The following is a 12,028-nucleotide window of genomic DNA, read 5'->3' as shown; positions in this document are numbered from 1 at the left end:
GCAGGCACCATGCAGCTGCTGCGCGGCGGGCTGATCGTGGACGGCGTTCTGAGCCCGGCCTGGACCGGCGATCTGCTGTTCGACGCCAGCGGCATCCTCGAGATAGGCCCGGATCTGTCCGGCCGGGTCGGAAGCCATGTGCCGCGCCGCGATTGCCAGGGCCTGGCCCTGGCGCCGGGCTTCATCGATGTGCACACCCACGACGATGCCGCCCTCTTGCTGGACCCGGCCATGCGGCCCAAGCTCAGCCAGGGCGTCACCACCGTGGTGGTGGGCAACTGCGGCATCTCGCTGGTGCCGCTGCGCCTGGCGCCCGGGCAGGCGCCGGTGCCACCGCTGAACCTGCTGCCCGCTGAGGCCTACCGTTACGCGTGTTTCGCCGACTACCGGGCGGCACTGGAGGCCGCGCAACCGGCGGTCAATGTGCTGGCCCTGGTCGGCCACACGGCCTTGCGCGCGGCTTGCATGCCCGAGCTGGACCGCCCGGCCCGCCCGGCCGAGCTGGCCGCCATGTGTGCGCTGCTGGATCAGGCCCTGACCGAGGGGGCGGGTGGCTTGTCTTCGGGCACCTTTTACGCCCCGGCTGCCGCCGCGCCGCCCGAGGAGCTGCTGGCCCTGGCCCGGGTGGCCGCGCGCCACAGCGGCCGCATCTATGCCACCCATCTGCGCGACGAGATGGCCGGCGTGCTGGCCGCCATCGAGGAGGCGGCCGACACCGCCCACCAGGCTGGCCTGCCGCTGCAGATTTCGCACCACAAATGCGCCGGCCACCGGCAATGGGGCCGCGCCATCGAGACCCTGGCCTTGATCGAGCGCCTGGCCCAGCGCCAGGACCTGGGCCTCGATGTCTACCCCTATCTGGCCGGCTCCACCGTGCTGCGCGAGGACCTGGTGGATGGCCACACGCCCATCCGGCTGACCTGGTCGGAGCCGCACCCGGAGCGCAGCGGCCAGTGGCTGGCCGAGGTGGCGTCGGAATGGGGCGTCACGGAGGTAGAGGCCTGCCGTCGCCTGCAGCCGGGCGGGGCCTGCTACTTCCAGATGTGCGAGGACGATGTCGATCGCATCCTCGCCCACTCGCTGGCCATGATCGGCTCGGACGGCCTGCCGCATGACCGCCAGCCCCACCCACGGCTCTGGGGCGCGTTTCCGCGCGTGCTGGCCCATTACAGCCGCGAGCGCGGCCTGCTGAGCCTGGAGCGCGCGGTGCACAAGATGAGCGGCCAGAGTGCTCAGCGCTTCGGCCTGCTGCACGAGCGTGGCCAGTTGCGGCCGGGCGCGGCGGCCGATCTGCTGCTTTTCGACCCGGCCGCCGTGCAGGACCTGGCCGACTATGGCGAGCCCTGCCGACCGGCCCGCGGCATCGAGGCGGTCTGGGTCAATGGCCGGCTGGCGCTGGAAGGCGGGGTGGAGCGGGCGCGCGCCGGCCGGGTGCTCAGCCCGTGTGCGTCGCGGGCCGCAGGCGCAAGCTCATCGTGAGGTCGCCCAGGGACCGGCCATCGATGCGGAAGAGATCGGCCCGCTCGCCGCAAAGCACAAAGCCCATTCGCAAGTAGAGGCGCTGGGCGCCGGGGTTGCTGCTCAGCACCTGCAGATCGATCCAGTCCAGGCCGCCCTGGCCGAGCGCCCAGTCGCGGGCGTGGGCGATCAGGGCCTGACCCAGGCCCTGGCGGCGCGCGCTGGCATGCACGCCCATGCCCAGCTGGGCGCGGTGTTCGACATGGGGCATGGGATGGGCGCGCAGGTCGACGTGGCCGAGGATGGCCCCATCGGCCACGCGGCGTGCCAGCCAGGCGCGACGCCAGCCCGGCTGGCCCACGGCGATGCCCAGGCCGCGTTCGAAGGCCGCGGCCCGCTCGGCCGGGAACTCGGCCTGGCCGCGCGGCTGGGGCTGGAAGTAACCGGTCTCGGGGTTGCCGTTGTCCTGCAGATGCGCGTGCAGATAGGCGCGGAACTCGGCGAACTGTGCAGCGTTCAAGGCCTCGATGGTGTATGCGACGGTCATGAGGTGGCGGGGATGGTGTCGACAGGGGCGGGGCGGCTTTGGCCGGCGAACTGGGCCAGGGCCACGCCGCCCAGGGCCAGGGCGGCACCGGCCAGCTTGACGGCGCTGAAGGTTTCACCGGTGCTGAGCCAGGCGGCCACGCCGGCGATGGGCGGCATCAGGTAAATCAGTGGCGCCGTGCGGGCCACGCCGCGCTGGGCATTGACCCAGCCCCAGGCCAGCCAGGTCAGGAAACCGATGACGACGATGGCCCAGAGTGCGCCCAGCCAGATCCAGGGGCTGAGCGCGGCCCAGTCCACGCGCAGGGCGGCGGGCGTGGCATAGGCCAGCACCGGAACGGTGGCGGCCAGCGAGGCATAACACATCACCAGCACGGCACCGTGGCGCTCGATCAGGGGCTTGGCCGCCACCGTGTAGTAGCTGAACAAGGCAGCGGCCGTCAGCAGCACCAGGTCGCCGCCACCGGCACGCCAGTTGGCGGCCAGCAGCTTGTCCGACATGAAGAGCAGGGCGCCCGCGGCGGCCACCGCCATGCCCAGCAGCTGCGGCCGGCGCAGGCGCTCCAGGCCCCAGGCACGCAGGATCAGCAGGGTGAACACCGGCCCGCAGGCCAGCAGCACCGAGCTGGAAAAGGGCGTGGAGAAATGGATGCCGTAGCTGGACAGGGCCAGGTGCAGGCCCTGACCCAGAAAGCCCAGGCGCAGCAGCGCCCAGGCGTCGGCGCGCGACACCCGCGGCCAGCGCAGGCCATGCTGTTGCAGCAGCAGGCCGGTCACCAACACCGGCATCAGCGCAAAGCGCAGGAACAGAAAACCCTCCGGGCCCATGGCCGTGAGCAGGGTTTTCTGCAGCGGGAAGTTCAGGCCCCAGGCCAGGATGACGGCCAGGCCGGCCCAGAGGCTGAGGCGGTGAGGGGCGGAGGAGACGGAAGTGGCGAGCGTTGGCGAGGGCATGGCCGGCATCTTGCCAGCCAAACACCCCGCCTCAGGCTCTCAACGGTCGTCCCGCACCAACTGGCCGATCGGCGCCGCCGGGTCTCCCATCATGAACAGGCTGAACACCGCGCTGGTCGGCACGATCAGGCTGGCGTTGCTGTAGATGGCGGTGGCGGAGGCGGGCGAGTTGACGGTCAGCAAGGAGGCGGTGGCGCTGGCGTTGACCACGCTGGCGCTGGAGGCGCTGCCCGGCGTGATGTTGCTGGCGATGCTGCTGTAGTCCAGCGCCATGCCCAGGCCGGTGTTGGCGCCCGAGAGGCCATTGATCAGCCGAATCTTGGCGGTGCCGCTGGCGGTGGGCAGGCGGTTGTCATCGCTGAGCACGCTGAGCTGCGGGCTGACGGCTGTGCCCCAGACCAGCAAGGTGTAGTCGCCGCCGGCCTTGAGCGTGGGGTTGCTGGTGTTCAGCGCGATGCCGTTGACGCGCAGGTCCAGCACCGGGGCACCGGCCTCCACCGTGGTGTAGGCACCGATCTGCGGCGCCAGGGTGGAGGGCAGCACGCTCAGGCCGCCGATGCTGGCGTTGACCGAGGCTGCGCCAGCCAGGGTGGCGGCCACGCGCACCCGCGCCTTGGTGGTGGGCAGGTTGCTGACGGCGCCCTGCTGCTTGAGCACCATGCCATTGACCAGGCGGCCGCCGGCGGTGGCGGTGGCCACGAGAGTGGCCACGCCGGTCGATTCCAGCGTGACGCTGGGCAGGTCGAGGCGGATGTCGCTGGGCTTGCCGCTGCCGGTCAGGGTGATGCGGAAGGTCCCGGAGTTCAGGGTGTTGTAGCCGCTGCCGGTGCCGCCGGCGATGGCGCTGGCCACCGGGGTGGCGGTCTCCAGGCTGTCGCTGTTGTTGGCGGCGGTGATGTAGACGTCCAGCGCGCCGGCATCGGGCGCCAGGTTCAAGACCAGCAGCTTGCTCTTGTTGGCATCGGGGGCGGTCTCGGTCTCCTGAAGCAGGCTGTTGCGCACCGCGCCGCCCCAGCCGTAGGCGATCAAGGTGTAGTGGCTGTCGGCTGCCAGGGTGGGGGTCAGGTTGGCCACGGTGGCGCCCACGCCGGTGGTCTGGATCTGCGAGCTGGTGGCGTTGATGTCGACGCTGGCATAGCTGCCCACGTTGCCGTAAGCCACGCCGGTGTTGAGCGTCGTGCTGTTGACGGCCAGGTCCAGCGAGCCGTAGCCCACGCTGGCATTGAGCAGGCGGACTTGGGTGTTGCTGCTGCTGCCACTGCCGCCGCCGCAGGCGCTCAGAAGGGTGACCGCGCTCAGGGCCAGGCAGCTCAGGCCTGAGCCCCAGATTTGCTTGAATCGCATCGAGGAGAACTCCGAAAAATAGAGAAGTGAGAAGAAAGGAATCGGGGCAGGGCGTACCGGCACGATTGGGTGGGCTGCGTGTTGCTCGCCCATGTGCCCCTGTGTCGCCGCAGTGAACTTGTGTTGCTGGGCCGCTTCTTTACATTTGGGGGCAGCTCTCCAAAGCCCCGCCCGACGGCGCGCACCGCAGGGGTGCGCTGCTAGCATCGCCCGCAGCCTTTTTGTCCTGCCACCAAGAGCCACCTTCAGCGAGCCGCCGCCATGAACTACCCGCACCTGCTTGAACCGCTGGACCTGGGCTTCACCACGCTGAAGAACCGCGTGCTGATGGGCAGCATGCACACCGGTCTGGAAGATGGCCGCAAGCATTTCGACCGCATGGCCGCCTACTTCGCCGAGCGCGCGCGCGGCGAGGTTGGGCTGATGGTGACCGGCGGCTATGCGCCCAATATCGAGGGCTGGACCAAGCCTTTCGCCGGCACCCTGGCCACCAGCGGCGCGGCGCGCCGCCACCGGGTGGTGACGGAGGCCGTGCATGCCGAGGGCGGCAAGATCGCGCTGCAGATCCTGCACACCGGTCGCTATGGCTACTCACCGCTGTGCGTGGCGCCCTCGCGCATCCAGTCGCCGATCACGCCTTTCACGCCGCGTGAGCTCTCGGCCCGCGGCATCGAGCGGCAGATCCGCGCCTTCATCCGTTGCGCCAAGCTGGCCCGCGAGGCCGGCTACGACGGCGTCGAGGTGATGGGCTCCGAGGGCTATCTGATCAACCAATTCCTGGTCACCCACACCAACCACCGCCAGGACGCATGGGGCGGCAGCTACGCCAATCGCATGCGCTTTGCGCTCGAGATCCTCACCCGCATGCGCGAGGCCGTGGGACCGGACTTCATCATCATTTACCGCCTGTCCATGCTGGACCTGATCCCCGACGGCAGCAGCTGGGATGAGGTGTTGCAGCTGGCGCGCGGTGTTGTGAAGGCCGGAGCCACCCTGATCAACACCGGCATCGGCTGGCATGAGGCGCGCGTGCCCACCATCGCCACCTCGGTGCCGCGCGCGGCCTTTGCCGGCGTGACCGCCCAGCTGCGCGCGGCCCTGCGCGCCGAGGGCATCACGACCCCGGTGATCACCAGCAACCGCATCAATATGCCCGAGGTGGCCGAGAACCTGCTGGCCGAGGGCGCGGCCGATATGGTCAGCATGGCCCGGCCTTTCCTGGCCGACCCGGCTTTTGTGAAGAAGGCGCGTGAGGGCCGTGCCGACGAGATCAACACCTGCATCGCCTGCAACCAGGCCTGCCTGGACCATGCCTTCCAGCAGAAGATCGCCTCCTGCCTGGTCAACCCGCGTGCCTGCCACGAGCAGGAGCTGCCCATCATCCCGATTGCCACGCTGAAGGCGCCGCGCAAGAAGGTCGCCGTGGTCGGCGCCGGCCCCTCGGGTCTGGCGGCGGCCACCACCCTGGCCGAGCGCGGGCATGAGGTTCACCTCTTCGACGCCGCGGCGCAGATCGGCGGCCAATTCACCATGGCCAGCCGCATCCCGGGCAAGGAAGAGTTCCGCGAGACCCTGCGTTATTTCGCGCGCCGCATCGAGCTGACCGGTGTGCAGCTGCACCTGAACCGCCGCGTCGACGCTGACGCGCTGCTGGGCTTTGACGAGGTGCTGCTGGCCACCGGCGTGACGCCGCGCGACCCGCGCATCAAGGGCCAGGCGGAAGGCCAGGCGCGGGGTCAGGTCTTGACTTACATCGACGTGCTGCGGCACAAGAAGCCGGTGGGCGCGCGCGTGGCCATCGTCGGCGCCGGCGGTATCGGCTTCGATGTGGCCGAGTACCTGGCCGAAGCGGGCGCGGAGGACGGCCACTCGCTGACGCAGGACCTGGCCGCCTGGCAGCGCGAATGGGGTGTGGGCGACCCGGTCCAGCTGCGTGCCGGCTATGTGCTGCCCGAGCCGGCCGCGCCGGCCCGCGCCATCACCTTGCTGCAGCGCCGCGCCGGCAAGCCGGGCGCCGGCCTGGGCAAGACCACGGGCTGGATCCACCGCGCCGCGCTGAAGATGAAGCAGGTGGAGATGCTGTCCGGCGTCAACTACGAGGCCATCACCCCCGAAGGCCTGTGGGTCAGCTACGGCGAGAAGCATGCCGACAGCCAGCTGATCGCCTGCGACAGCATCATCCTGTGCGCCGGCCAGGAGCCGCTGCGCGAGCTGGAAGCACCGCTGCGTGCAGCAGGCGCCCGCGTTCATGTGATCGGCGGCGCACTCGAGGCCGGCGAATTGGATGCAAAGCGTGCAATCTTGCAGGGAACCCGGCTCGCAGCGTCCCTGTAAACCCTAGCCACCCTCAAGCGCGCCGCGGACACTACCGAAACGGCGAGAACGAGGGGTCACCTGTGGTGCGGGGTGACGTCGGATCGACACATCACAACAGGCAAGACGCAGCGCTCAGCGGTGACCCCGCGGTGACGCAAGGCGAGTCCTGACCGACGAGACGGGTTTCAGGCATGAGCGAATTTTTTCAACGCTGGCGGCTGCGGCTGCAGCCGGCGGCACGCACGATCTGGCTGCTGGGCTGCACCCCGGCGGCTTGGGCGCAGGTGAGTGGCGGCGATGTGATCGCCCTGGACCTGCGCAGCCCCATGTTCTGGCTCAGCGTGTTTGGCCTGCTGGGCGCCCTCGGCCTGGGTCTGGTGCTGGGCCTGGTGCAGTTCCAGCGCCTCAAGCTGCGCCAGCGCCGCGCCGAGTTGCTGCTGGTGCGGCGCGAACGCACCAAGCTGAGCGCCTTGCTCAATGCCATTCCCGACCCGGTCTATTTCAAGGATGCCAGCGGCGCTTACGAGGGCTGCAATCCGGCGTTCGAACAATGCACGGGCCTGCGCGAAGCCGATCTGGTGGGCCGCCGTGATGAGCAGCTGGCCGAGCGCCCGGCCTGGAGCCAGGCCCTGGGCCCGCAGCCACCGGGCAAGCCCGGCCCGCAGCGCACCCTGAGCTGGCTGACCCAGGCCGATGGCAGCCGGGCCTGCCTGGACGTGGTGCAGGCGCCGGTGTTCGACGAGGGCCAGTGCCTGGGCCAGGTCGGCGTGGCGCGCGATGTCACCGCCCTGCGCGAGGCCATGAGCCAGCTGCACCGCGCGGTGACCGTGTTCGAGCATTGCGGCGAAGGCATCATGGTGATGGATGCTGATCTGCGCATCCGCGACGTCAACCCGGCCCTCTGCGCCATCACCGGCTACAGCTGCGAGGAGCTGGAAGGCAGCATGCCGCATTACCTGCGCCTCAACGAGCAGGACCCGGACTTCCTCGAGCGCCTCTGGGCCGAGGTCGAGGCCCACGGCAAATGGAGCGGCGAGCTGACCGACCGCCACAAGAACGGCGAGACCGTGCCGCTCTGGGGCACCATCGTCAAGGTCCCGCCGGCCGAGAGCCACGGCCAGCCGCATTACCTCTCGGTGCTGACCGACATCTCGCGCATCAAGAAGACCGAGGCCGAGCTGCTGCACCAGAAGCTGCATGACCGCCTGACCGGCCTGCCCAATCTGGCCCTGCTGCGCGATCGCATCGAGCGCCAGGTCGGCCTGGCCCAGCGAGACCACACCTGCGTGGCCGTGCTCTACATCGACCTCGACGGCTTCCGCGACGTCAACGACATCGCCGGCCATGCCGCCGGCGACGCCGTGCTCAAGGAAACCGCCGCCCGATTCATCAATGTCGTGCGCGCCAGCGACTCGGTGGCCCGGGTGGGCGCGGACGAGTTCGTGGTCGTGCTGTCGGGCCTGGTGGACGAAGAAACCTCCATGCGCCTGGGCGAGCGCCTGATCGACGCCATGCGCGAGCCCATCTTGCTGGGCGACAAGAGCTTCACGCTCGGCGCCAGCATCGGCCTGGCCTTGTTCCCGGCCGATGGCGTCAGCGTGGACGAGCTGCTGCGCAATGCCGAGGCGGCCATGTGCCGGGCCAAGGCCCATGCCCGCAACACCGTACAGGCCTACCGGCCCGAGCTGACCCAGGCGGTGCAGCAGCGCTTTGAGCTGACCCATGCCTTGCGCCACGCCAACGAGGCGGCGCAGTTCCGCCTGGAATACCAGCCCCAGGTGCGCCTGTCCGACGGTGCCCTGATCGGCGCCGAGGCCTTGCTGCGCTGGCGCCACCCGACGCGCGGGCCGATTTCGCCGGCCGAGTTCATCCCCCTGGCCGAGGACACCGGCCTGATCATCCCGATCGGCCGCTGGGTGCTGGAAACCGCCTGCGCTCAGGCCGCGCGCTGGCAGGGCCAGCCGGGCAAGCCGCAGCAGGTGGCCGTCAATGTGTCGGCGCGCCAGCTGCGCCAGCCCGACTTCATCGAGACCGTGGACTTCATCCTGGCCGAGACCGGCTGCCCGCCCCAGGCCCTGGAGCTGGAGGTGACCGAAAGCCTGCTGCTGGAGGATGCCGAGGCCGCCATCGAGCTGCTGGGCGCGCTGACCGCGCGCGGCGTGCGCGTGGCCATCGACGACTTCGGAACCGGCTATTCCTCGCTGTCCTACCTGCGCCGCATGCCGGTGCGCACGCTCAAGATCGACCGCAGCTTCGTCTCCGAGCTGGGCCAGGACGCCCATGTGGCGGCGATCGCCCGCACCGTCATCGTGCTGGCGCGCAGCCTCAACCTCGATGTGCTGGCCGAGGGCGTGGAAACCGCCGAGCAGGCCGCCTGGCTGCAGCGCGAAGGCTGCGACTGGGCCCAGGGCTGGCACTACGGCCGCCCCATGCCGGCCGAGGACTTTGTGCTGACGCCACATGCCTTGCCCGACGGGCCGCGCCGCACGCTGCGGCATTTGCAGCTGGCTTGAACCGGCTGGTGCACGCCCGGCGGGGCGAGATGGCGGAGACCGCCTCGGCCTTGCGTTACGCTCCCGGGGTGGCTTGCCGCTGGCAGCCCAGTTCTGCCCGAGGAGAAACCCGCATGAGCCCCCAGCACCCGCGTCGTTCCATTGTTTGCAGCCTGAGTGCGTTCGCGCTGCTCGCGGCACCTGTCGCGCCCGCCTGGGCTGCAGAGCCGCGTGATCGCGGCGTGGAACTCAAGACCGTGGAGCTGCGCTCCAGCGGCCGTTATGAAAGCCTGCGCCTCGACGAAGGCGTGCGCGATGTGGAGCTGGACCATCAGATCAGCGGCGCCTGCCGCTTCAACCGCAGCTGGGGCTTCGACCTCAGCAACCGCGAGCTCTGGGTCAATGATGGCTGCTCGGCCCGCTTCAAGCTGTTTGGCGATGCCATCAACGGCGAAGACGGTGGCAAGGAGTCCTCAGGCATCAGCACGGGTGCTGTGGTGGCCGGTGTGGCGGCAGTGGCGGCCATTGCCCTGCTGGCCTCCAAATCGGGCAAGGACAAAGACAACAACAGCAACAACAACGATGGCGACTGGCAGGGCCCGGACCGCCCGCAATGGGGCAGCGGCCAGATCCGCGGCAAGGACGGCCTGTGCCTGGACATGTCGGGCCGGGTTGAGCGCGGCACCGAGGCCATCGTCTTCAACTGCCACGGCGGCAACAACCAGCGCTTCAGCTGGAGCAACCGCGGCGAGCTGCGCGTGGGCGGTATGTGTCTCGATGTGGCCGAAGGCAACCGCGAGGACGGCGCGCGCGTGATCGCCTGGCCCTGCAGCGGCGGCGTCAACCAGCGCTGGACCCGTCAGGGCAGCGAGATCCGCAGCCGCATGAACGGCAAATGCCTGGACATCAAGGAAGGCCGCGCTCGGCCCAAGCAGCCGGTGCTGCTGTGGAGCTGCAACGGCGGCAGCAACCAGCGCTGGAGCTGGTGAAGACCTGAGTTCACGCGCCTGTCATGCCGCGCAGGCAGGCTGTCCATGTCGAGGTGGGCGCTTTCTTTGCTCCCTCTGTGTTCCCCCTCCCTTCTTCCCGCCCAACCATGAGCACGCCGCCGAACTCGAATGTGGACCCCGCCGACCTGATGCAGCGCATGCAGGCGGACCTGATCGACAGCTATGACGAAGAGCTGGAGATGGAGATTGACGACCGCGGCTTCGATGAAGACGCGATCCGCAGCCGCTTCACGCCCGAGCAGCGCCTGCAGCGCCGCGCCTATTTCCAGGAGCTGTTCCGCCTGCAGGGCGAGCTGGTCAAGCTGCAGGACTGGGTGGTGGCCAGCAAGCACAAGGCCGTCATCATCTTTGAGGGCCGCGACGCCGCGGGCAAGGGCGGCGTGATCAAGCGCATCACCCAGCGCCTGAACCCGCGCGTCTGCCGGGTGGCGGCATTGCCCGCACCGAACGACCGCGAGCGCACGCAGTGGTATTTCCAGCGCTACATCTCTCATCTGCCAGCCGGTGGCGAGATCGTGCTGTTTGATCGCAGCTGGTACAACCGCGCCGGCGTCGAGCGGGTCATGGGCTTTTGCAGCGACGACGAGTACGAGGAGTTCTTCCGCTCGGTGCCCGAGTTCGAAAAAATGCTGGTGCGCGCCGGCATCCAGGTCATCAAGTACTGGTTCTCGATCTCCGACGAGGAACAGCACACCCGCTTCCTGGGCCGCATCCACGACCCGCTCAAGCAGTGGAAGCTCAGCCCCATGGACCTGGAGTCGCGCCGCCGCTGGGAGGACTACACCAAGGCCAAGGAAGTAATGATGGAGCGCACCCACATTGCCGAGGCGCCTTGGTGGGTGGTGCAGGCCGACGACAAGAAGAAGGCGCGGCTGAACTGCATGGCCCATTTGCTAGCCCAGATGCCCTACCACGAGATCCCGCACCCGCCGGTCATCCTGCCCTCGCGCGAGCGACACGAGGATTACGAACGCCAACCCGTGCCGCCGGAGATGGTGGTGCCGGAGTTGTACTGAAGTCTCCCCATTTCGGGTGATGGACTGCGACGGTGAGCCGGGCTGCAATCCGGCCGCCGATTGACTCCCTGCTTGCGAGCGCCTCCATGTTTTTTCAGCCGACCTCTGCTTCAAACACATCTTTGTTTTCGTCTGTCCCCACGCGCACCAGTCTTTGGGCTGCCCTGACCTTGAGCCTGGGATTGATCCAGGGTTGCGGCGGCGGCGGTGGGGGGAACGACACGACGCCTGAGCCCGTCAAGCCCAGCAGCTATGACTTGCAGGCGACGATGAGCCAGTACTACACTAAGGCCCAGAGCTGGAGCTTGAGCGGAACTGTTGGCGCTGTGCCGGTCAGCGCGGTTCTGAGTGTGGTGCCCAAGACGGGTACGGCGGTGTTTCCGGTCAATGGCAAGGCCTACACCTACACGCAGCAAGAGATGAAGCTGACAGCCAATGGTCAGACCACCAACACCATGGGCGAGCTGTTTTTTGACGCGACTTTGATGCAGACCGAGGCGGTGAGCGCGCGCAGCGATGACACCTGCGAGCAGGCCCAGACCAAGGGCAGTTTCTCGCGCGCGGCCAAGGTCGGCGACAGTGGCGCCAATGGCAGCGGGTTCGAGTACGTCAGTTGCGCGCCGGGCGCCGCTGTGGAGGCCAATTACGTCGACACCTGGCAGCTGAAGGAAGAGGGCGGTCGGGTCCTGCTGTGTCTGAATCGCAGTTCCAAAGTGGTGGCCAGTGGCTTCACCCGGGTGGGCAGCCAATGCCACCAGGTGCTGGCCGATGGCAGCCTCGGCCCTTTCATGAGCCTCAGCCTGATCACCGAGGACGGCACCCTCTCGATGAAGACGCTGTGATCGTCGGTCCGGTTTCAGGCGAGGGTTCTGCGTGGCAGAGGTCTCGCTGA

9 protein-coding genes are annotated in these 12,028 nt (G+C 68.8%); 6 read left to right on the top strand and 3 right to left on the bottom strand.

Annotated features, from left to right (window positions below; all coding sequences use genetic code 11):
• Positions 1–9 precede the first annotated feature (9 nt).
• The gene (locus AC1Q6P_RS04150) at positions 10–1,479 is read left to right on the top strand and encodes an N-acyl-D-amino-acid deacylase family protein (protein ID WP_492663361.1); all 1,470 of its coding nucleotides are present in this window, start codon (positions 10–12) and stop codon (positions 1,477–1,479) included.
• Here the strand turns inward: AC1Q6P_RS04150 and AC1Q6P_RS04145 are convergent.
• The 3 genes from AC1Q6P_RS04145 to AC1Q6P_RS04135 are packed head-to-tail and all read right to left on the bottom strand — an operon-like array spanning position 1,436 to position 4,302.
• On the bottom strand, positions 1,436–2,005 hold the full coding sequence (locus AC1Q6P_RS04145; protein WP_492663360.1) for a GNAT family N-acetyltransferase: 570 nt from the start codon (positions 2,003–2,005) through the stop codon (positions 1,436–1,438). The two genes, AC1Q6P_RS04150 and AC1Q6P_RS04145, sit on opposite strands and share 44 nt — an antisense overlap.
• Positions 2,002–2,958: a DMT family transporter gene (locus AC1Q6P_RS04140; RefSeq protein WP_492663359.1), complete on the bottom strand. Its 957-nt coding sequence runs from the start codon at positions 2,956–2,958 to the stop codon at positions 2,002–2,004. The genes AC1Q6P_RS04145 and AC1Q6P_RS04140 overlap by 4 nt, the downstream gene beginning before the upstream one ends.
• Before the next feature lie 39 nt (positions 2,959–2,997).
• A complete protein-coding gene (locus AC1Q6P_RS04135) occupies positions 2,998–4,302 on the bottom strand; it encodes a DUF4397 domain-containing protein (protein WP_492663358.1) in 1,305 nt (434 codons plus the stop codon).
• Positions 4,303–4,563: 261 nt separating this feature from the next.
• On the opposite strand from AC1Q6P_RS04135, the gene AC1Q6P_RS04130 reads away from it, so the two are divergent.
• From AC1Q6P_RS04130 to AC1Q6P_RS04110, 5 genes are all read left to right on the top strand, one after another.
• Positions 4,564–6,636, top strand: a complete 2,073-nt coding sequence (locus tag AC1Q6P_RS04130) for a 2,4-dienoyl-CoA reductase FMN-binding domain-containing protein (RefSeq protein ID WP_492663357.1) — start codon at positions 4,564–4,566, stop codon at positions 6,634–6,636.
• 173 nt (positions 6,637–6,809) lie between these two features.
• Positions 6,810–9,131, top strand: coding sequence for a putative bifunctional diguanylate cyclase/phosphodiesterase (locus AC1Q6P_RS04125; protein WP_492663356.1), 2,322 nt, complete (start codon positions 6,810–6,812; stop codon positions 9,129–9,131).
• A 113-nt stretch (positions 9,132–9,244) separates the two neighbouring features.
• Entirely contained in the window at positions 9,245–10,099 is an 855-nt protein-coding gene (locus AC1Q6P_RS04120; protein WP_171826504.1) for a lectin, read from the top strand.
• A 149-nt stretch (positions 10,100–10,248) separates the two neighbouring features.
• Complete coding sequence (gene ppk2, locus AC1Q6P_RS04115; RefSeq protein WP_394341043.1) at positions 10,249–11,136, top strand: polyphosphate kinase 2; 888 nt, start codon at positions 10,249–10,251, stop codon at positions 11,134–11,136.
• A 170-nt stretch (positions 11,137–11,306) separates the two neighbouring features.
• Positions 11,307–11,978 (top strand): hypothetical protein, encoded by a 672-nt coding sequence (locus AC1Q6P_RS04110; protein WP_492663355.1) that lies wholly within the window; start codon positions 11,307–11,309, stop codon positions 11,976–11,978.
• The last annotated feature ends 50 nt before the right edge of the window (positions 11,979–12,028 follow it).

This window comes from Roseateles sp. GW835-FHT13E02 (assembly GCF_058794035.1).
The sequence above is the reverse complement of the archived record's forward strand: the minus strand, read 5'-3'. Positions and strand labels throughout refer to the sequence as shown.